This is a genomic window from Peribacillus sp. NPDC096379, from assembly GCF_044762875.1.
Classification (GTDB): Bacteria; Bacillota; Bacilli; order Bacillales; family DSM-1321; genus Peribacillus.
In genome coordinates this window covers 265633-287990 of sequence record NZ_JBIWFD010000003.1, presented here as the reverse complement: position 1 = coordinate 287990, position 22358 = coordinate 265633, and the positions used below count along the sequence as shown (strand labels likewise).

20 protein-coding genes and 1 riboswitch are annotated in these 22358 nt (G+C 36.3%); of the genes, 15 read left to right on the top strand and 5 right to left on the bottom strand.

From position 1 onward, the window contains the following. Positions 1-62: 62 nt before the first annotated feature. Both ACIQZI_RS15470 and ACIQZI_RS15465 read right to left on the bottom strand, forming a co-directional pair. A complete protein-coding gene (locus ACIQZI_RS15470; protein ID WP_403075186.1) occupies positions 63-167 on the bottom strand; it encodes an IS3 family transposase in 105 nt (34 codons plus the stop codon). 351 nt (positions 168-518) lie between these two features. Further along, positions 519-1709, bottom strand: coding sequence for an MFS transporter (locus ACIQZI_RS15465; protein WP_403074456.1), 1191 nt, complete (start codon positions 1707-1709; stop codon positions 519-521). Positions 1710-2009: 300 nt separating this feature from the next. On the opposite strand from ACIQZI_RS15465, the gene ACIQZI_RS15460 reads away from it, so the two are divergent. The 12 genes from ACIQZI_RS15460 (at position 2010) to ACIQZI_RS15405 (ending at position 16880) form a co-directional block, all read left to right on the top strand. Continuing rightward, a complete protein-coding gene (locus tag ACIQZI_RS15460) occupies positions 2010-2423 on the top strand; it encodes a DMT family transporter (RefSeq protein WP_403074454.1) in 414 nt (137 codons plus the stop codon). A gap of 207 nt (positions 2424-2630) precedes the next feature. Then, a riboswitch (purine riboswitch) is annotated at positions 2631-2732 on the top strand. 238 nt (positions 2733-2970) lie between these two features. After that, positions 2971-3906 (top strand): nucleoside hydrolase, encoded by a 936-nt coding sequence (locus ACIQZI_RS15455; RefSeq protein WP_403074452.1) that lies wholly within the window; start codon positions 2971-2973, stop codon positions 3904-3906. Between the two features lie 325 nt (positions 3907-4231). Beyond that, positions 4232-5488: a nucleoside permease gene (locus ACIQZI_RS15450; protein WP_403074450.1), complete on the top strand. Its 1257-nt coding sequence runs from the start codon at positions 4232-4234 to the stop codon at positions 5486-5488. A gap of 423 nt (positions 5489-5911) precedes the next feature. After that, positions 5912-6124, top strand: coding sequence for a hypothetical protein (locus ACIQZI_RS15445; protein ID WP_403074448.1), 213 nt, complete (start codon positions 5912-5914; stop codon positions 6122-6124). Between the two features lie 513 nt (positions 6125-6637). Further along, positions 6638-6982 carry a TIGR04076 family protein gene (locus ACIQZI_RS15440; RefSeq protein WP_403074447.1) on the top strand — a complete coding sequence of 115 codons (345 nt, stop codon included), beginning with the start codon at positions 6638-6640 and terminating at the stop codon, positions 6980-6982. Continuing rightward, positions 6982-8028 (top strand): aldo/keto reductase, encoded by a 1047-nt coding sequence (locus ACIQZI_RS15435; RefSeq protein WP_403074445.1) that lies wholly within the window; start codon positions 6982-6984, stop codon positions 8026-8028. The genes ACIQZI_RS15440 and ACIQZI_RS15435 overlap by 1 nt, the downstream gene beginning before the upstream one ends. 86 nt (positions 8029-8114) lie before the next feature. Then, on the top strand, positions 8115-9545 hold the full coding sequence (locus ACIQZI_RS15430; RefSeq protein ID WP_403074443.1) for a Na+/H+ antiporter NhaC family protein: 1431 nt from the start codon (positions 8115-8117) through the stop codon (positions 9543-9545). A 565-nt stretch (positions 9546-10110) separates the two neighbouring features. Next, a complete protein-coding gene (locus tag ACIQZI_RS15425; RefSeq protein ID WP_403074441.1) occupies positions 10111-11652 on the top strand; it encodes a response regulator in 1542 nt (513 codons plus the stop codon). Between the two features lie 134 nt (positions 11653-11786). After that, positions 11787-13436, top strand: coding sequence for a sensor histidine kinase (locus ACIQZI_RS15420; RefSeq protein WP_403074439.1), 1650 nt, complete (start codon positions 11787-11789; stop codon positions 13434-13436). A gap of 182 nt (positions 13437-13618) precedes the next feature. Then, positions 13619-14905, top strand: a complete 1287-nt coding sequence (locus ACIQZI_RS15415) for an ABC transporter substrate-binding protein (protein WP_403074437.1) — start codon at positions 13619-13621, stop codon at positions 14903-14905. A 228-nt stretch (positions 14906-15133) separates the two neighbouring features. Further along, positions 15134-16063 carry a carbohydrate ABC transporter permease gene (locus ACIQZI_RS15410; protein WP_403074435.1) on the top strand — a complete coding sequence of 310 codons (930 nt, stop codon included), beginning with the start codon at positions 15134-15136 and terminating at the stop codon, positions 16061-16063. Continuing rightward, a complete protein-coding gene (locus tag ACIQZI_RS15405) occupies positions 16056-16880 on the top strand; it encodes a carbohydrate ABC transporter permease (protein WP_403074433.1) in 825 nt (274 codons plus the stop codon). Before ACIQZI_RS15410 ends, ACIQZI_RS15405 begins: the two co-directional genes overlap by 8 nt. A 421-nt stretch (positions 16881-17301) precedes the next feature. Here ACIQZI_RS15405 and gerQ read toward each other — a convergent pair whose 3' ends face one another. From gerQ to ACIQZI_RS15390, 3 genes are all read right to left on the bottom strand, one after another. Then, a complete protein-coding gene (gerQ, locus tag ACIQZI_RS15400; protein ID WP_403074431.1) occupies positions 17302-17583 on the bottom strand; it encodes a spore coat protein GerQ in 282 nt (93 codons plus the stop codon). Between the two features lie 194 nt (positions 17584-17777). After that, positions 17778-18200: a cell wall hydrolase gene (locus tag ACIQZI_RS15395; RefSeq protein ID WP_403075183.1), complete on the bottom strand. Its 423-nt coding sequence runs from the start codon at positions 18198-18200 to the stop codon at positions 17778-17780. Positions 18201-18680: 480 nt separating this feature from the next. Continuing rightward, positions 18681-19583, bottom strand: a complete 903-nt coding sequence (locus ACIQZI_RS15390; protein ID WP_403074429.1) for an EamA family transporter — start codon at positions 19581-19583, stop codon at positions 18681-18683. Positions 19584-20219: 636 nt separating this feature from the next. Between ACIQZI_RS15390 and ACIQZI_RS15385 the strand changes: the two genes are divergently transcribed. The 3 genes from ACIQZI_RS15385 to ACIQZI_RS15375 all read left to right on the top strand — a co-directional run bounded on the left by ACIQZI_RS15385 (position 20220) and on the right by ACIQZI_RS15375 (position 22319). After that, positions 20220-21740: a choice-of-anchor I family protein gene (locus tag ACIQZI_RS15385; protein ID WP_403075180.1), complete on the top strand. Its 1521-nt coding sequence runs from the start codon at positions 20220-20222 to the stop codon at positions 21738-21740. A gap of 120 nt (positions 21741-21860) precedes the next feature. Further along, a complete protein-coding gene (locus ACIQZI_RS15380; protein WP_157279623.1) occupies positions 21861-21998 on the top strand; it encodes a hypothetical protein in 138 nt (45 codons plus the stop codon). Positions 21999-22046: 48 nt separating this feature from the next. After that, on the top strand, positions 22047-22319 hold the full coding sequence (locus ACIQZI_RS15375) for a TetR-like C-terminal domain-containing protein (protein ID WP_403074426.1): 273 nt from the start codon (positions 22047-22049) through the stop codon (positions 22317-22319). The last annotated feature ends 39 nt before the right edge of the window (positions 22320-22358 follow it).

Genomic DNA, 22358 nt, shown 5'->3' with positions numbered 1-22358 from the left:
AGAAGTGTCCCAATTCAAGGTACAAGCGAAGTGGGACGTTAAACTGATATGCCCCCAAAAAGTTAGAATTTATATGAAGCAGTTAATTGGCTGGTGTGAATGCGGTATTGAACCGGGCTCATTCTCGCCAATTTTTGCTTTAGACGTTTGTTATTATAGTAAGCTATATTAGGGTATGAATTTGCAATTTAAAAGTGCACAAATGGGAGATCATTATTTTCTTCGATATAATTGAACCTCGGAATGAAAGACGTCATGTTAAGTGGAACCATACCACAAGTAAATGAGGTTTCTTAATGTAATTTTAAAGAACAAAAATTCGATTCTTAGATCAATATTTCCTTTAATCAGAAATCTTAATCTTGATAAGTTCTTTTGCAATTGTCCGCTTGATTTTTAGAGGTAAGCACCTAGTCCAATTTAAAAAGAAGTATCAAAGAACAACTCAACGTTCTTGATACTTCTTTTTAAATTGGAGGTAGCATAGGAAGCATGCCAAGGCGTTCGTAGCTTTTCTCTTATGCTGCTTTCTGTTGTTTTTGGTCTAAGCGATGACTTAAGAAAGTTAGAAGACTTGCAAAAATAGCAAGTAGTCCACCGACCAATGTCACACTCATCAAATTTCCTTGATGGTAAACAATTCCGCCTAATGCGGAACCAAAGGCGATACCGACATTGCTTGCTACTGGCATCAGTGAAGCAGCTAGTCCTGTAGCTTTTGGTTGATAAATACCGGCAAGGTCTATCAAATAAAGCTGGGTAGATGTTGTTAAGAGGATGGCCATTAATGACATCAAACCAATGTTAACCAATCCAAAGATAAAATTATTTGTCGTCCAATATAAACTGATCAGAACAATGGCTTGAACGAGGAAAACAAACCGGAGGCGTCCGATAGCATTGTAGCTGGCAATTTTACCAGCGAGTATGTTGCTAAAAATAGAAATAAATCCGTAACCAAACAAGATCAAACTGATTGAACTACTTGGTGCTTTCATTCCTTCTAGGATCGGAACAAGATACGTATAAACGGCATACGTCGCTCCAAATCCAAGAGATGGAATGAAAAAAGCCATTAAGATTCGTGGGTGTGTTAATAAAGAAAATTGATCACGCATCGAACTGCGAACTGGACTGTGCATAGTAGGCAAAATGAAGAAAGATGCCAAAAACGCAATTCCACCGAGAAAAGTCGTTAACAGGAAGGTTGCATTCCAGTTGTACCATTCAGCGATGACAGTGCCTATTGGTACTCCAATCACGTTTGCAAGAGTAAAACCACCGAAAACGAATGATATAGCAAGTCCACGTTTTGCAATCGGCATGGTTTCACTTGCAACAATCATGGCAAGTGAAATTAAAACGCCTGTTACAATCGCAGTCATCATCCGAAGTGTAAGGAGCATGATGTAACTCGTTGAAATCACGCACAAAGCATTCAGGATGATGAACGAACCTATCAAAAACAACATCCATTTACGCTTTGGAAAATGGCTTGTTGTCGACATCACGAGTGGTGTGGCAATGGCGAACGTAATCGCAAACGCAGAAACGAGTGTGCCTGCTTTTGCATTTGTTATATGGAGACTCGAGGAAATATCGGTTAAGATCCCGATGATAACAAACTCGCTTGTCCCGAGAACAAATGTTAATAAAGTAAGTGTTAAGATGAGTAACCAATGTCGCTTGGATAATTTTGTGTCGTGCATAAATACCTCTTTTCTTAGATGAATGTAAGTGTGTCACAGGGTAGATAAACAGTTTAACTATCATACCATAAAACATTTTTACGAGGAAAACCCTTGTTTAGTTATCGTTGATCATTTCTATAAAAATTGATGAACGATATGTCTTTCATTGATGGCTCATTCTTTCATTCCAGGAGAAAAATTGACTGCTAGTAAGGCAATTGGGCTCTTGATCGGATTATGTAGGTTGTTTTTAGCAATGGATATTCAGTTTGGAGGAAATATATGGGCACCCATTCTTGCGTTAAGCTCTGCAGTAACATGGGCGCTTTCCAGTTTAATTTTCAAAAGAAATGGCAAGGCTGTGACACTATTCAATTTACTACATGGCAAATGGGAGCGGGAGCTATTGGCTTGTTTACTTATTCGATCAGTTTTGAACATGGTCAGTCACCTTGGAGTCTGGCTGTAGTATACCTTTTATATTCTGGCGTTTTGGCATCTGCATTAGCTTTTGTTATCTGGTCTCATATTCTTTCTAAAATGGAAGCTAGTAAAGCATCGATTTCTTTGCTAATAGTATCCGTAGTTGATACTCTGTCAGGGTTTTTATTTTTAAAAGAGGATTTAACTACTATTACATTGTTAGGAATAACTTTGGCACTTTTAGGAGTTTGGTTGGTAAATCGTACAGGCTCTACCCGTACCACATTTACAAAATTAACAGGTAAATAAGATAAAGTGAATAGATTGCTGTGTCAGCTGTATAAGTGACTACTATTTTACATGAGAATCTCTCTTTTTAATGCAATTTTTTTGGTAGAAATCAGATAATCAACACACGTAATATTATATTAGTAAACAAATAAAAACAATTGTTAAAAATATTAACAGTTGTTTTTATTTGTTGACGAGACTTTAAATCGTTGCTATGATAAGTATAAATTTAATGTAGGATTATGTCGTATAATATTGGGGATATGGCCCAAAAGTTTCTACCGAGCCGCCGTAAAGGGCTTGACTACGAGCTGAGTTTTAATTGAAAGAGGGAGTCTCTTTCTTATTTACTCATGCCCTAGTCAAGCGTTCCGGTAGATATCGGAGCGCTTTTTTATCGTTTAAGTAATATTTAATTCTAGATTTTATTATGAGAAATGATATACTAAGCAAATTTTGTTCGCTCTTAATGTGTAATAAAGTGTGCCCCATTCCAGGGCTAGGAAAACAGTTGGATCAATTCGTAAAGCAAAATAAAAATTCAATTTGGAAGGATTGAGAAAGAATGAAAAAGAAGATTTACTTTAATCATGATGGCGGTGTAGATGATCTTGTTTCTCTATTTTTATTACTACAAATGGATAACATTGAACTAACTGGTGTTTCCGTCATTCCAGCTGATTGTTATTTAGAACCAGCTATGTTTGCAAGCCGGAAAATCATTGATCGCTTTGGAAAAGGAAGTCTAGATGTAGCAGAGTCAAATTCTCGCGGAAAAAATCCTTTTCCTAAAGATTGGCGTTTGCACGCTTTCTTTGTGGATGCCTTGCCAATATTAAATGAATCCGGAAAGATTGTTACACCAGTAGCGGAGAAACCAGCACATCTTCATATGATAGATGCAATTCACGCTTCAGATGAAAAAACTACTCTTTTATTCACCGGTCCACTTACGGATCTTGCTCGTGCACTAGATGAAGACCCTTCTATTGAAGAAAAAATCGATCGACTCGTATGGATGGGCGGCACATTTCGTGATGTAGGAAATGTGGAAGAGCCCGAACATGATGGGACAGCGGAATGGAATGTGTTTTGGGACCCTGAAGCAGCTGGTCGAGTATGGAAAAGTAGTATAGAAATTGATTTAGTAGCGCTTGAAAGCACTAGCCAGGTACCTCTTACAGTAGATATACGTAATCGTTGGGCATCTGAACGCAAACACCTTGGTGTTGATTTTATTGGCCAATGTTATGCGATGTGCCCGCCGTTGGTTCATTTTACAACAAACTCAACATATTTTTTATGGGACGTCTTAACAACAGCATTTGTTGGTAATAGTGATCTTGTAAAAGTGAAAAGAATTAATAGTATCGTGCATACAGATGGGCCGAGTCAAGGGCGTACAGAAGAAACAGACAATGGTCGCCCAGTAAATGTGGTTTATGATGTAAATTCTAATGCTTTCTTCGATTATATTACCGAATTATCTAAAAAAGCTTAATCTATAACATACAGATTTTGAAATAGATAGTAAATTAACATGAAATTACAGTCTTTGTTAAAGTTAATAACTATCTTGAAAGCTTAAAGAACATTCGTGTTTGTGAACCATTGATCGTAGTACATTTAGAGAGAAGTTCTAAATGTATTACGATCAATATAAATGATAGTATTTTTTATAGAAAAAATTATAGTGTGAGTAAGTCAAATACCAATATCATAGATATAATTACCGGAATTTTTAGAAAATAAATACATGGCTCTAATTTAATATCAAGATTTTAAAAAATTTAGTTTCAGCACAAAAAGCATTGTTGGAGGAAAAAATGACTATAAAATCACGACTTAAAATTATGATGTCTCTTCAGTTTTTTATTTGGGGATGTTGGCTTGTTACACTTGGTTCATATATGTTCAATACTTTGCAATTTACTGGCACACAAGTTGGAGGTGTTTATAGCTCAATAGGGCTTGCTTCTCTTCTAATGCCAAGTCTTGTAGGGATTATTGCAGATCGTTGGATAAAAGCAAATAGATTATATGGAATTTGCCATTTCCTTGGAGCGATTTTCTTATTTTCAGCTGCAGGGATTTCAGACCCTAATCTCATGTTTTGGGCTATGCTTTTTAACGCAATGGTTTACATGCCGACGATTTCTTTATCTTATACGATTTCATATTTTTGCCTAGAAAAAGAAGGACTTGATACAACGAAAGACTTCCCTTCTGTTCGTGTTTTTGGAACAATTAGTTTTATTCTTGCGATGTGGATAATTAGTCTTGGTGGATTTGAGCTAAGCAATATCCAGCTATACATGGCTGCGGGGGCTTCATTCTTACTTGCACTTTATTCATTTACACTGCCAGATAATCCAACATCAAATGTCAAAAAGGATAAGTCGTTAGTAAGTCTTTTAGGTCTAGATGCTTTTGTATTATTTAAGCAAAAGAGAATGGCTATCTTTTTCATTTTTGCTATGCTGTTAGGTGCTGCATTGCAAATTAACCTTGTATTTGCTGATCCATTTTTACATGATTTTGCGTCAATCGCTAACTATAAAGATAGTCTTGTTGTTAAATATCCAGCCATTTTATTATCAATGGGACAAATTGCTGAAGTGTTCTTTATTCTTGCCATTCCTTTTTTCTTACGTAAATTTGGGATTAAGACGGTAATGTTGTTGAGTATGGTGGCGTGGACATTACGCTTTATTCTTTTCGCCTATGGAGACCCATCAAGTGTAGGTGTCATCTTATTGCTATTATCAATGATTGTATATGGTGCTGCATTTGACTTCTTTAATATTTCCGGCTCTATTTTTGTTGAAAAGGAAGTGGATAGTCGAATTCGTGGAAGTGCACAAGGCTTATTTATGACAATGGTCAACGGAATCGGTACCTATTTAGGCGCTGTTCTTAGTGGGAAAATGGTGGATTATTTTACGATTAACGGAGTGAAGGATTGGCAAAGTATCTGGTTAGTTTTTGCAGCATACACATTCGTCCTTGCAATCATTTTTGCTGTAAGTTTTAAATACAAGAATGACCATAATGGAATTAAGAATGTAAATAATGTTGCTTAATAGATATTCTAGATCATTTTTGTTTTTACTTTGAAACGATATTTGGTTTGAAATGTAATCTCTGTGCCTGTCACCACTCGGGTTATGTAGAATTATGTCGAGATTTATAAGGCTACTTTAGTGCTATTGGCAGTCTGAGTCTATCCTTAGCACTTGGGGGAAACTTGAAAAGTATCACGGTGTTTGTACATTATTTAGAGTAACCTTCTTCCTAATAACCATTTCAGGCTGTAAGGGGGGTTCCTTTTTTCTTCAAATTGTTTAACTCACCAGTATCCTATGTGTTGCCACATACACCCCGCGCATGTGGAGACGGTCTCTTTGCTAGTGAAAAAGTAAAAAAACAACCCTTGAAAATGCTGTATTTACAGCATTTTCAAGGGTTATTTTTTTGAGGGAATTGAAAGATTTTTATTAGGTATTATGGTTGCAACACTTGGAATAAATAGTTCTCCTGTAATTGCACTATATATAGTAAATCTCGATTCCGAATCTACTGAAATAATATATAAATTAATGAGAGATATAAATAGAAAGTTCAGTACGACTTTTGTAGTAATAACCTATGATAAAAAAATAGCTGAGAAGGCTGATCGAATAGTAGAAATTAAAGATCATATCCAAATAGAAGTATAGAAATATAGATGAGTTATCTAAATATAAGGAATATTGTTGACAATGGAAACCTATGATGCTAACATTTTTATAAACTGAAGACGAGGGAGTTAAACTGTTAAACGATCTCTCAGCGAATCCGGGATGGTGTAAGCCGGACAGATGCAGTAACAGCCAAGTGGGCCTCAGAGGGCGAAGCGAAAAAAATTTTAGTAGCTTAGACGTATAGCCAGCGTTATAGGGCTAAGGGTGTTTGTGTGAGCACTCTGCAGAGAGGGTATGTATGATACATATCAAACAAGGTGGTACCGCAAGTTAACACTTGTCCTTGAATTATTATTTAAGGATAGGTGTTTTTTATTATTTTATGGGCCAAAACGACTGTAAGTAAGCAGGATATAATTGTTGAGGAGAAACCCTATTCGTTATGTATGAAAGTAGGAAATCTCAGAATTATAAAGAAGAAAAGGAGAATGAAAAAAGTAATGAAAGTAGCAGGTTTATTAATTATAAATGTTGATAGGAGTACGTGTCATGGATGATAAATTTATGCTATATAACTTAAAAGTAGAAGTTGTAGGTACAGATAAACCAATGGTTTGCAAGCATAAGGAAGGTGGCTATTTCTTAGTTATAGGGGAAGACCTTATCTTCCCAGAAAGTAATTCATTTTCAATGTATGCCTTAAGCGCTATTTTGCCGTTACTGCCTGCAAAGCAACGAGTATTACACGCTAATGACTGGATGTTGTCTGATAGTGTAATTGCCTGCCCAGATCCAAACTGTGGGGCTAGATTTAAAATAACTCGTATCGGAACTCAAGAATTTAGTCATGCTGAATGCACAACAGAGCCTATATATAAAGGAGATAATAAATAATGGTAGAACGATTCGAATTAGCAAAAGATTATACGATCAGTAGAGTGATCAACGGGTGTTGGCAACTATCGGAAGGTCATAGCTTAGAATCTAATTTAGACAAGCAAGATATAATGAGGGCCTTCCATATGCTTGTCGAAAAAGGATTTACGACATTTGATTGTGCTGATATATATACAGGTACTGAAGAACTCCTAGGTGAATTCTCAAAGCAACTTAAGCATGGAAGCACCATTTCACCCAATGATATTCAAATTCATACTAAGTATGTACCTGATATCAATTTACTTAGTGATGTCGATTTTACATATACAGAAAAAATCATTGACAGAAGCCTTAAACGGCAAAATCGAGATGTATTAGATCTAGTGCAGTTTCATTGGTGGGATTACGATGTGCCCGGCTATATCGAGACAGCTAGGGATCTGTTAAGACTAAAAGAAAAAGGGAAAATACGTAATATCGCTGTTACAAACTTTGATACGAAACATTTGAAAGAAATCGTTGATGCTGGGATACCGATTGTGTCTTGTCAAAATCAATACTCGGTTTTTGATAGACGTCCAGAGAAAGAATTATTAGATTATTGTAAAAGTAAAGGGATTTCCCTGCTATGCTATGGTACATTATCAGGTGGTTTATTAGCAGAAAAATGGATCGGCAAACCATCTATACAGCCCGAAACACGCTCACATGTTAAATATCTTCAGGTGATTGAGGAGACTTTGGGTTGGGATAGCTATCAGGAATTGTTGTTATTGTTACAAAGAATCGCTAAAAAGCATTCTGTCAGCGTCGCTCATGTTGCTACAAAATATATCTTAAGTCAACAAGGTGTTGGGGCCACAATTATTGGAGTTAGAAATAGCAGCCACGTTGAGTCAAATGCACACATATTTACTTTCGAACTCGATCGTTCTGATATTAAAGAACTAAATCAATTCTTAGATAATTATCCAATATTAGATGGTGAACCTTTTGAGTTAGAGCGTACGGCTGATTCAAAATTCCGAAATATTATGAAGATGAATTTGAATGAAGAATAATTATACCAAACGATCTTAACGCAGTTTTTGGGTGTTGCGACGATTAAACAAGAGTACACGTTTAATACATAAGAGGGAGTTTCTATATGGATAAAAAACTTGAATTTAGAGGTGGCTGGGGAGTTGCGTTTATTCCAGTCGTTATTTTTCTGTTTTTCTGCATATTGTATTTTATCGTTTTTAAAGCGTTTGAAATGTATGCACTCGCAATGGGTGCTTTCGTCGCACTTATGGTGGGTGCAATTTTTGTCAAAAAGGGTAACTACGAACGATTCTGGGATTCAGTCTATGAAGGCGTAAGGGAAGCCGTACCGATTGCAATTCTGCTGTTCGTCATCGGGATGTTCTCGGAGCTGATCAAAACTACTAACATTTCGGCAGGTTTCGTGTGGCTTGCCGACTTGCTAGGCGTGGATGGAGGATTATTCACTGCGTTCACATTCTTAGCAATTTGTATCATTTCTACTGCTACTGGATCATCCATCGGATCAATGTTTACCTGCTTCCCTATTTTCTACCCGGCAGGAGTATTGTTGGGATGCGATCCTGCCGTTCTTGCGGGCGCAATTGTCAGTGCTTCTATTTTTGGTGATAACTTAGCACCAATATCAGATACCACCATCATCTCTGCAGGAACTCAAGAATACACAAAAAAAGAAGGTTTTGCTGAAGTGGGTGGCTGTGTTGCCAGTCGGCTGAAGTATTCCTTGGTCGCAGGTGTTATCTCTTTTGTTCTGTTCTGGATCTTTGGTGGTGGCGGCACGGTAGGTGCAGGCGCTTCAGATATCCTTGCGAAAAACATGAATCCCATCACACTGGTCATGCTGGTTCCGGTAGTCATCATGTTAATCGTAGCAATCAAAACTCGCAATATTTATAAGGCAATTACTATAGGCATCATTTTAGGGACAATAACAGGTTTAGCGTTTAATCTCTTAACTTTCGACAATATTATCTCAGTTGCGGATGGTACTCCGGTAGGATTCCTAACGGGCGGCATCAGCAGCATGATGGCAACAGTTACGCTAGTTATCTCAGTCTACGGTATAATGGGTGTGCTCAACGGTGCGGGAGTGCTTGAAAAAGTCACAAATGGCATACTTAACAGCAAAATGGGCAAGACGGTTCGCGGTGCTGAAATCGCTATGATGTTAGGTATCTCGTTTACAACTTTGATCTTCGGTGGTGTAACTAGTGCATCGATGACGACATTTGGAAAAGTACAGAATGAGATTGGCAAACGTGTTGGTTTGCATCCATACCGTCGTGCCAATCTACTTGATGGTTTTGCTAATTCTATCGTACTAGTAATCCCTTTTTTAAGTGTTTTTGTATTCCTCGGTGCTTTGCTGACACAAGGTTATGATTTTGTTGCACCGCTTTTACTAACACAAATCAGCAGCGGTATGATTTATTGCATGGTACTGTTCTTGGTTCTATTGTTCTCAGTTATAACGGGATGGGGCCGCAAATATGAAGGCCTGGAGGGGAAAGCAGTTAGCAATCCTCAAGATTAGTAAACAAGATACCAAGTCCGGCTCTCATAATATGGTGAGAGCCTTTTTTTATATCGATCGTTTATCGTCACAGTGAGAGCGACTGAGCGATGTCGCAATATATAGCGGGTGGGATTCCCGTCGGGGAAGAACTAGCCACTCACTTGTATCGAATCTTGGAGGGCAACTTGTAGCTGTAGTCTTTAATCGTAGACAGTTAGATGATGGGCCGTAAGCCAATTTGTTAAAGGGATTGCTCCGTAATACACATGAGTGTGCTGATGCGTTTCACTGTGCAGAAGGCAAAATTTCTATAATAGATAATGCGATATGGTAGAAATTTCTCTGGAGTCAGTGACCATGGCAACACAACAATTGTGAAAGAAATCGTGAGAGAAAATCTTTATTTTAAACAGATAAAAAACGTGAAAAAGCGGGAGAAAAGGAAAGAGTTTATTTTACTAGCGAAAGCGCGGTACATATAAAATTGTGTCTACTTTCTAGACCTAATACCAAAATACTAGTTTTGGTGTGTATAATAAATGTAGGAATATTTGTAAATATGATTTGCGTTAGAGGTGAACATATGACAACTAAAGAATTGAGTAAAATTGTTATTGTAGATGATGAAATTTTAATAAGGCAAGGCATAAAACATTACCTTAATTGGGAGCAAGAAGGTTTTCAAATTGTCGGAGAAGCTTCTAATGGAAAGGAGGCACTTGAAATCATTGAACGAACCCATCCACAAATTGTTATAACTGATATTGTAATGCCTATTATGGATGGAGAAGAATTGACAAGAATAGTTAAATCAAAATATCCAGATATCGAAATTATTATACTAAGTAGTTTTGGGGAATTTGACTACGTTCGTTCTACCTTTCAAAGTGGAGTTGTTGATTATATATTAAAGCCTAAGCTTGATGCAAATACGCTATTAGAAGTGCTAAATAAGGCAGTGAGTAGAATTCCAACTCCTGAATCGAATGGGACAAAGCAGCAGGAGCGAATGTCTGTAAATCATACAGTTGAAAAGTTAATTTCTGGTTATGAAGCGGATTATGATGCAGAGCTACTAACTAGGGTGTTTCCCTATGATAGCTTCTATTTATTAGGTGTAGTGTTTAGTCGGAATATTCCTAGAGGAGATCTTATTCAAGTTCAAGATAGTATCACACAACATTACCAATCTTATCTAGATCAAGCAACATTTCATACCATTACCTTTGATAGAAATGAAATCGCATTCATACTGAACATAAACAAAGATAAGTCCCAGGAGGTCATTGATTTCGCAAAAAGAGTTGCGGGAAATCATACAAATTCGGGCTTTGTTCTAAGTGAACAATTCTCTGATTTATCACAAATAGGGCCTATCTATAATGAAAAGGTATCAAAATTGATCCAATATAAATTTTATTTCCCTCACATCCCTCTTTTAAGGGAACAGGATTTACAACGAGAAATACCAACTATTGAAGCTTTTGAAAGCGAGTGGTTCACAAACGAATGGAAGCATAGTCGCTTTCAGGAGGCTTTCAGCTATTTACAGGAATATGTATCTGAATTTTCTAAATGTTACACAACGGATGTATTCGAATTTAAATCATTCTTTGAAAATATCATTTTTCATATTAATGTAATTCTAAATAATATGGAATACGATGTAGCTGAAATAGGAAGTTCCAAGTATGAGTATTTAAGGTCCATTAACGAGGCCAATTCATCCAGTGAGACAGTAGAACAACTAAATAAATTTATTAGTCAAGTGAACAAATGCTTACATGCGGAGAGAAATCAACCTAGTAATTTAAAAATGAAAAAACTCCTGCAATATATTGAAGACCATTATGCAGATCCACTCAGCCTTACAGATGTAGCAGAGCATTTTCATTTTAATCCTTCCTATTTGTCTAACTATTTTTCTACAAATAATAAAGAAGGGTTTGTTGAGTATTTGAATAAGGTTCGAATTGAAAAAGCTTCACAGCTCCTACTTAAGGATTCAGCATCCATTTCAGAAATTAGTGGAATAGTAGGTTATTCAGATCATAGCTATTTCTGTAAAGTATTTAAAAAGATAAATGGAATGTCACCTAGTAAATTTAGAAAAAAACACATTTGAGGATAAGAGATGAGGTATAAATGAGAATAATAACGAATCGAATTAAACATAACAGTTTATTTTTTAAAATGTTTCTTATTACCATACTAATCATTGTTACTATATCCTGCCTTATAACCTGGACTACATTTCGTATGTCAGAGAAGTTTTTTATTGATCGGTTTAGTTTTAACAATAGCAAGGTTATAGATCAGATAAAGGAGAGTTTAGGTACGTTTCAATATTCAATTGTTATCGCTTCAAATAACCTTATGAACAATGGAACGATTAAGAGTTTTCTCTCAGGTAAGCACTCAAACAAACAGTTGGGCACATATTATTATAATGTCAAAAAACAGATGGGCAATATAAAAACAAGTGTAGAAGCTTATGATGTAGGGATCTTGGTCTACGGTATTAATGGTATTAGTTTTGCAACAGAAAGATCTTCATGGTCTGTATCCGATAAAGAACTACAGAATCACTCTATTACCGCAAATGCACTCAAGCAGCCTAATAAACTGTTATTTCATCTAGAACAATCAAAAGATCAAACACAAGGTGAGGAGGTTATTATTGCTACAAAGGCCTTTATGGAACCAACTTCAAAATATATTTATGGAACGATGTACTTTACGATTCGAGAAAAGGATTTTAGAAAGTTTTATAGTAGTTATACAAGCTTAGGTAATGATGTGTTAGTTATGGATCAGTCAGGTACCATTTTATCAAGTAATCGTAATGAGTTCATTGGAAATAAAGAAGTTGAGCTCATGGATTATGCGATCCAATTAGAGGATCAGCAAATGGATTATATGGATGCAGATTTTAAGGGTAAGGACCATCTTATTATGATTGAATATCTACCTACCTTTGATTTGTATTTGGTAAATTTAATTGATAAGAAAGCTGCTTTTGGAAATATCATTGATAAAAAGTCAATCGTACTTATTAGTATTCTATTCATCTTTCTAGCAATTATCATTGTGTTTTTTGCTTCTAGAAAGGTAACAAATTCGTTGTCAAATCTAGTAAAACAAATTGAAAATACCCCCAAAAATGACTTTGATCATTATATACCTGTAACAGGTACGTACGAAACGAGACAAATTGGTCAAGCCTTTAACTCAATGCTTGATGAACTTCATGAGTATGTTGATAAGCTTGTACTTATCCAGAATCAGAAACGTAATGCGGAATTAGCAGCATTGCAGCAGCAGATAAATCCACATTTCTTATATAATACGTTAACTTCAATCAAATTCATGGTGCAACAGGGTGGAAAGGAAGAAGCAACCGAAACCGTTAATGCGTTTATATCCTTATTACAAAATACATTAGGCAATATTAGTGAAACCATAACCGTTAGGCAAGAAATAGATAATTTAAAAAGCTACGTCTTAATTAATCAGAAGCGCTATGGAGAACGAATTAGAGTGAATTATTTTATAGAGCCAAAGTGCTTTGAAACCCAAATTCCCAAACTAATTTTACAACCCTTTATTGAAAATTCTTTCTTTCATGGTTTCAATAAAAAAAGTGGAGGGACGATTAATGTCCTCGTTTGGGAGGAAGGAGCAACCCTTATTTGCGAGGTATTGGATAATGGTGACGGAATGGAAGTATCAGCAGATAACAAACTTCCAGATACGAGGCGCAAGCAGGAGATGTTCAGTGGGATTGGAGTTCGAAACGTCGATGAGCGTATTCAGTTGATTTATGGTGAAGCGTATGGTGTTTCAATCTCAAGTAAGATAGGTGAAGGGACCAAAGTTCGCATCTCACTACCAGTACAAAAAAACTAAAAATAGTCATAGAACCTAAAAATAGTCCAAACGAATAAGTGGGTGTATATTTACTTTCTAAAAATATCACAAAATTGCAAAAATATCGTCCTAACTCGTCCTCTCTAAATGATGATAACATAGTAATCGTAAGGTAGATAGCGCTTACAATATAAAAATATACAATCTTAGGGGGATTTCAGATGAAAAAACTATTAGCATTAATAATGGTAAGTATGCTTTTACTTACTGCATGTTCTTCTGGGGCTTCAAATAGTACTGAACCAGAAGGAGGCTCAAATTCAAATCAAATTACAATTTGGGCGTGGGATCCAAAATTCAACATTAAAGCAATAGAATTAGCGAAAGAAGCTTATGCTTCTGAGAATCCAGACCTTAAAGTTAATGTGATTGAAAATGCTCAAGATGACATTGTTCAAAAACTAAATACTAGTTTAAGTTCTGGTACTACTAAGGGATTGCCAAATATTGTGTTGATTGAAGATTATCGTGCAAAAAGTTTCCTTCAAGCATATCCAGATATGTTCCAACCACTAACTGGTTCTTTTGAAACAGAAGATTTTGTTCAATATAAAGTGGAAGCAACAAGTGTAGATGGCGAAAACTACGGACTTCCATTTGATACTGGAGTAACTGGATTATATGTTAGAACAGATTATTTAACAGAAGCCGGGTTTTCAATTGAAGATTTACAAAACATCGACTGGAAAGAATATATTGAAATTGGCAAGAAAGTAAAAGAAGCAACGGGTAAAAGATTGCTTACTATCGACCCAAATGAATTAGGAATTCTTCGTACAATGATTCAGTCAGCAGGTAAGTGGTATGTGAAGGAAGATGGTACTACACCTGATTTAGCAAATAATGAAGCTCTTAAACTATCTTTCGAAATTTATAAGGAACTTGTTGATAATGATTTAATGAATTTCCATTCAGACTGGAATCAGTTCTTGGCTACATTTAATGGTGGAGAGGTTGCTACAGTAACGACTGGTAACTGGATTACACCTTCAATAAAAGCGGAGGCTTCACAATCAGGAAAATGGGCAGTGGTGCCACATCCTAGTCTTCCAGGTATGAAATCCGTAAATGCTTCTAATCTAGGTGGTGCGTCATGGTACATTCTAGATGTTCCAGGTAAAGAGAATGCAGTTGATTTTCTTACAAAGACTTTTGGTTCGAATGTAGATTTATATCAAAAATTAGTTACTGAAATCGGTGTTATTGGTACTTATATCCCAGCTACTGAGGGAGAAGCGTATAAGACAGAAGATGAGTTCTTCGGTGGTCAGTCAATTATCTCAGATTTTTCAAAGTGGGCTGAAGAAATTCCGCAAGTAAACTATGGTATGCACACATATGCGATTGAGGATATTTTAATTGTTGCTATGCAAAATTACCTTGGTGGTCAAGACCTTGATAAAGTATTAGAAGATGCACAACAACAAGCGGAAACGCAAATTAAATAATTTGCCTTGAATTTAGCCTCGCATATATTTTTCAAGAAATAGGCTGTGTTAAAGCTCATTGTTGATATTGGAGCAGAAAGCGAACGCCTCAACAGCCATGATTAACAGAGCCAAGAAATAAGATATATAAGAGATACAGCCTTGGAACTCGCCAGCTGAAGCTATTACAATTGTTAGGTGAGCTCTTCCGAGGCTATTCTTTTATAGATAAGTAGGGAGTTGAAACAAATGATACCAGCAACTACGAAGCAGAACATACAGCCGAAACCAAGAAAATATAATAACAAATTTCGATTAAAAAATGGATTAATTGGTTGGGCTTTTATTTCAATAGCAACGGTCATGATCTGTTTATTTTATTTCTACCCAATGCTTCAAGCACTTATTCTTTCTTTTCAATCAGGTGCGGGAACAAATCTCCAATTTGTAGGTTTGGATAACTACCTACGATTATTTACAGATCCGGCATTTATAGCTGCTTTGAAAAATACAGTAATTTACCTCATCATCCAAGTACCAGTCATGATTATTTTTGCATTGTTTATTTCTGTTTTATTAAATAATAAGAAATTGAAACTAAAAGGATTCTTCCGAACGGCCATATTTTTACCGTGCATTACATCGCTTGTAGCATATTCCGTAGTATTCAAATATTTATTTGCTACAGATGGCATTATTAATAAAATGTTAATCAATGTTTCACTTATTTCAGAGCCGATACAATGGCTAACAGATCCTTTTTGGGCAAAAGTAACAATTATCATTGCAATAACATGGCGTTGGACAGGCTACAATATGATTTTCTATTTATCTGCTCTGCAAAACGTGGACCATTCCATTTATGAAGCAGCTAAAATTGATGGTGCAAATGCATTCCAACAATTCTTTAAAATTACGATTCCAATGCTAAAGCCAATCATCCTATTTACTTCTATTACATCAACCATCGGTACTCTTCAGTTGTTTGATGAAGTTATGAATATAACAAAGGGTGGTCCAGGAAATGCAACGATAACCATTTCTCAGTATATTTATAATCTATCATTCAAATATACGCCTGATTTTGGCTATGCAGCAACTGTCTCATATGCAATTGTTATCATGATCGTCGTCTTTTCTATCATTCAGTTCAAAGTAGCAGGTGATAAAAATGCATAAAATAAAACAAATATTCATTTATATTTTATTATCAATTTTCACTGTCATCTCCATCTTTCCATTCATATGGATGATTATTAGTGCAACGAATAAATCTATCGATGTTACAAAAGGAAGATTATTACCAGGAACTCATTTGGTAGAGAACATCCAGAATCTTTTGAGTACGGTTGACCTTGTTCCTGCTTTAATAAACTCAGCAACCATATCCATTGCAACGACCATTTTATCCCTAATCATTGCATCTCTTGCTGGTTATGGCTTTGAAATATATAGAAGTAAGGCAAAGGATGTTGTATTTAATATTTTGCTTCTTTCGATGATGATTCCTTTTGCTGCACTAATGATACCGTTATTCCGAATGTTTGGGACAATCTCTCAAATTGCACCTGGGATTGGTATTGATACATTAACATCTGCAATGTTACCAAGCATTACAACTGCTTTTCTGATCTTTTTCTTCAGACAAAATACAAAGATGTTTCCAAGAGAGCTACTTGAAGCTGGAAGAATAGATGGTTTAACAGAGCTTGGTGTTTTCTTCCGTATTTATGTACCTACGATGAAAACAACATATGCAGCAGCTGCCATTATTACATTCATGGCAAGTTGGAATAATTATCTGTGGCCACTTGTTGTTCTACAGTCTCCTGGAAACCATACGATTCCATTGCTCATATCTAATCTTGGTTCAAGTAATTCACCTGACTTTGGGATTATTATGACATCCATTGTGATCGCAACTTTACCAACAGCACTGATCTTCTTCTTGCTTCAAAGACATTTTGTAGCAGGTATGATGGGATCTGTAAAATAAATAGCCAACGTCTGATAGAAGAATAAAAAGGAAGAGTAGGCATATGACAAATACACAAGCGTAAGCTCCATCTATTGATTGGCTTACTGATTTAAATGTGCTTGCAGTTAACACAATTCCGGTACATTCTGATCATGTGTACTATACAACAATAGTAGAAAATAATAGGAAGAGGAGCGGGAACAAAATATATATATTCACCTTAAAATAGGGACAAAATGGGACATTACAAAAAATAATAATAAAATGAGGTAAAATCATTTGTTATTTAATCTGATTTTACCTCGTATTAAATAAATTAAGATTGAAGTTAGTTCACCCTATCCAATTATTGCTAAATCCGCATTCTATATGTGGTTAGAACTACAAACCCGCTCATTTTCAAAAAAAGAAGTAAGCGGGTTTTAAGCGTTCTACAAACTCACTCCGATGTCGTCAGGGATGCCTGAACATCCGGACTAATTGCCGGTTGAGGATAGTTAATTTGTTCATCGAATTCTACCCAGTCGAGATTTGCCATCATCAGCAGAAAGCGTTTACCGGTGGAAGGGTCGCTGATGATGAGGTGGTCACGACCAGCCGTTTCTACGCGTCCGTGGTAAACCATTGCATTCCATTTGCTGTTACCTTGATAAGTAAAGTAGAATGTACCTACCTTACCTTTGTTGAAGCGTAGGATATTTTCGATAAATGATTCTTCCATCGTGCCTCCCCCAAATTGCTGCCCAGTCCCGATAGGAACCACTGGAACACCGTACGAGGGTCCAGATGGCATATTCGCTGGGAAGCCAGCAGGTTGTTGTGCGCCACTAACTCGCATCATGGAAGTTGGATAATAATTCATTGGATTATAACTAGAGTCTCCACAAGTCATGAGAAGATCAGCTCCTTTTTAATTTATCTATAAAACTCTGGGCAATAGCCCGGTACCGCAACATAGAAGCAATGGTTCTTATGCGAAAAGTCGAACTTCGTCATTGGGGATCTTGGCATCGTTTCGGTACAAGGAGCTCGGTACTTTTTCCCTGGACTGGGGTTAAAAAACCACAAATTCATTCTTGAACGAGGTTCCCTATGACCCTGTAACAAATTCCTAGCCCTCTGGAGGTCAGCTTCGTCGGGACGTTGTGTATACAATGATCCATTTAAGACAGGCTCGAAGTGGGGAATACCAGTTCCGGGTATGGTTTGATAAATCGCATGTCTGATATTGCGTAACCCTTTGAAGTCAGGTGCACAGTCAGCTTCGACTCGATTGGCTACAACCGATCCCACCATGTTCATCCCTTGAACTCCTTCACCGCTCGCTTCCGCCAGCATGAGCCTAGCTAACTCCTCCACGTCACGTGAAGTATGTTTTATTCGTCTACCCATTTTCTCACTCCTTTGGCCTATACAGATAACTTATTACCTGAAGCTGGTTTTGGTAACTTGCCTATCAGCCCAAATACTTCGATTTCATCAGTTGGGTATATACCGATCAGTATCTTACTAAATATAGCAAGTGGGCCGGAAATGAAATTATCATATTATAGATCTGGTAGAATACTAGAACATAACGAAGAAACACACCAATCATTAGAGAGAATTTTTACAAACTTAGAACGCTAATAATAGAATAGCATTTCTTGATATTTTGAAATTTTTTTTGGGGTAGCTGCTATGATAAAAATGACAGCCGATCAAATGAAGGTAAGAATGAACAGCAGCTAATTTAGTTTCTAAAGAATACTTTTTCATAAGAAAACTGCACCTTCAATTGTTAGTTGTGTCTAACAATTGAAGGTGCAGTTCAAAATTCTACGCCTTGATTGGCCTACTTATTCTAAAAAGATTACTACCAAGTTCATTTAACGCAATCGCTGCTAATATAATAGCCGTGCCTAACCACTGAATCGGCATTACCGCTTCTGATAAAATAAGGCTGGCTGATAGGATGGCGATCGGTAATTCAATGGATGTTAATATATTGGCGACTCCACCTGAAACCAATGGTGCGCCCACTGCGAAAAATAGTGGGGGAAGGACTGCACCAAATAGCGAAACACCAACGGCGGTCGTTAATAAGTTTGCCTCCAATGGCAGTACAGATGAAATGTCACGCATGAATAGGACAAGTACTAAGATGGTTGACCCAGTTGCCATTAAAGAAGTCCGAATCAATGGGTCTACATTTACAGCGACCTTTCCACTGAAAAAAATAAATCCGGCATAAGTGAATGCAGATAGAATACCAAAAAGGAAACCTTTAAAAGGTAGTCCTTGTATGTCGCCATTTAATATATTGGAAGCAAAAAAGACCCCAATCAAAATTAAAATGATGGACAATACGGTTACAGGGGCAGGTTTTATTTTACTAAAAATCCATTCTAAAATAATTCCTATCCAAACGAATTGAAACATTAAAATGATGGCTAATGAGGCCGGTAGATATTGCATCGCACCATAATAAAAAATACTTGTTAATCCGATAAAACAACCGGTTATCATAATTTGAGGAAGATTTTTCTTATTTAGCCCTTTAAAGCTGGGGCGTTTAATTAGAGTGAAAGACCATAATAATAATGAGGAAAAAATCATTTGAACGATATTAATTTGGCCAAGTGAGTAGCCGTAGCTAAACCCCAATTTAGCAAATATCGGTGTAAAACCAAAACATCCAGCACCTAATAATACAAATAAAATACCTTTATTTAATTTCATTGTGAAACCTCCCAGAAGCTCAAAACTACCGAACTATTATATCAGAAAAATGACTACCTTGGGTAAATACTTTGTTTCTGGATTTAAACAAGTAGCGGGTGTATACGTTCCCTATCTGTTAGAAGATAAAGACAACGATATTATAGTTATCAATACGACCAAGTTACATAGCGAACTATGAGGAAAAGGAATATCGAGTATACCGTTTTACATACAGGCGGAGTTACGCCAGAAAAGCTTCAAGTCATATGTGAGCATAATAAAAATGAACCTGTCCCTACGCCCGCAAAAAGAAATTATCTACGAAGATGGAGCTAGCACAGAAAATATTATTCTTAAATAAAGCATATTGTAAAGAACAGGAGAGCTTATTAAGTTCTCCTGTTCTTTACAATATGCTTACAATATCTTTACTTTATATCCAAATAATAACCATTTTCAAATGGTACTATATACTGGGGAAATAAGAAAGAGTACACTACTGACGGAACGCCGTATGCGGTGAAAGTCGCACGTACGGTGTAGGCCCGAAACGAAAGCCACAAAAATGTGGTATAAGACGGGAATAGCAAAGAACCAGCATTAAAACCTACTTTACAATACTCTAGTGGTAACAATCTTTTAAAGGTATCACAAATTGCTAGATATGACAGTGGAAAAGGAGCAGCAGGAACAGAAATTTTGGCTTATGATGCTAAGACTCAAAAAGCATTTGTAACAAATGGTGCAGTTAGTGGATTTGATATTTTATCATTTGCTGATTTAGAGTCTGGTAAATTTACAGAAGTAGCATCTCAAAAACGTGTTCTATTATCTGAGTTTGGTATTGAAAATGTAGATAGTATTACAAGTATTGCTGTACATCCTACAAAAGATTTAGTAGCTGTTGCTGCTGTAAACAGTTCGAAAACAGACAAAGGATACATTGTATTTGTTAATAAGACTGGTGAATTCCTATCTAAGGTGCAAGTAGGGGCATTACCAGACATGGTGACTTTTACCCCAGATGGGACAAAGGCACTTGTAGCCAACGAAGGTGAACCAAACGATGATTACTCTGTAGATCCAGAAGGTTCTATTTCTGTTATTGATGTAACGGGTGAACCTGCAAAATTTACAGTTAAAGAACTTAAGTTTGCGGAAGATTTACTGGATGAAAAAGTTCGTGTTTCTTCAAAAGGTACAAAATTACAACAACTTGAACCAGAATATATCACCGTTTCTGAAGATAGCAAAACAGCATACGTTTCAATGCAAGAAAACAATGCCATAGCAACGATTGATCTTGTAGAAGGAAAAATTGTTGATGTAAAAGGTCTGGGAGTAATTGATCATTCTAAACCAGGAAATGAAATGGATGCAATTAAAGATGGTGAAATCAAAATCGAAAAACAGCCGATTTTAACTTACTATCTACCAGATGCAATTAGTACTTTTACAGCAGGTGGAACGACGTATATCATCACTCCGAATGAAGGAGATACCCGTGATTGGGATGGTTATTCAGAGGAAAAGAAAATCGGCAAATTGGGTGAGATTCAATTAAATGAGAACAATTATGCAGGTTATACACAAGCAGAATTAGATGCATTCGACCTTAGTAAATTAAAAGATTTTAAAGTTACAATTGAAAGTGGAAAAAATCTTGGAACTGGTAAATACGAAGCATTATATGGCTTTGGCGGGCGTAGTTTCTCCATTTTCAATGCAGACACGATGGAATCGGTTTATGACAGTGGAAGTGAATTTGAATCAATAATTGCACAAGCCGCTCCTGATTACTTTAATATTGACAATGAAAAAGTAGCAAAGGATGACAGAAGTAGCAGTAAAGGTCCGGAACCAGAAACAGCTGTAACAGGCATAATTGATGAAACTACTTATGCATTTATCGCTTTAGAACGATTCAGCGGTATCATGGTTTATGATTTAACAAATCCAGAAGCGCCAAAATTTGTAACATTGCTTTCAAGTCGTGATTTTTCAGTAACAGAATTTGCTGGTGACCTTAAAGGAGACGATGCAGGTAAATTTGCCGGAGATGTTTCACCGGAAGGATTGCAATTCATCCCTGCTGACCAAAGCCCTACAGGTAAAGCTTTATTAGCTGCAACTCATGAAATTTCAGGAACCGTTGCAGTTTATGAGTTTGAATAAGTCATTAGTCATTTCTCAAGCCTTATTAAGATATTGGTAGGTACAAAGAAGATTCAAGAAAACTCTGTAGAGAGAAATCTCTACAGAGTTTTTTTGAATGGATTTGTTACGAATTGTCGAATGTATATTAATTATAGTATGAATCCGACTTGGCTAGGCAGCAATCGTTGCTTTGTCCATGAAAGTCTAAGGGAAATAGCTGAGTGGCTGATGTCAGCCGAAAACTCGTTTTCGGTCATTCAGACGAAGGCTGAATGAAAGTACCTTAGAACCTCATGACTTTAGTCATGAGAGGTTCAGAAGCTCATGTTAAGACCGTCAACTAACTATAATTTTCGTGAAAAACTGACAAAAAAATTAGATTCGTTATATAGAGAAGAATTTGACTACTCATTTACTGAGAACGACCCTAATTTGGACATTCATATTTTTACCACTTATCTGATTTATGGAATGATAGACTTGATACTAGAATGGATTGAAAATAACTTTCAACAATCATCATCATATATGGGAGATCAACTTATCCGTATCTATAAATCTAATACACCGAAACTATATGTGAGTAATCAAGGCTAATTAGAGCTGCATGTCATTACTTTAATTTACAAATGCGTG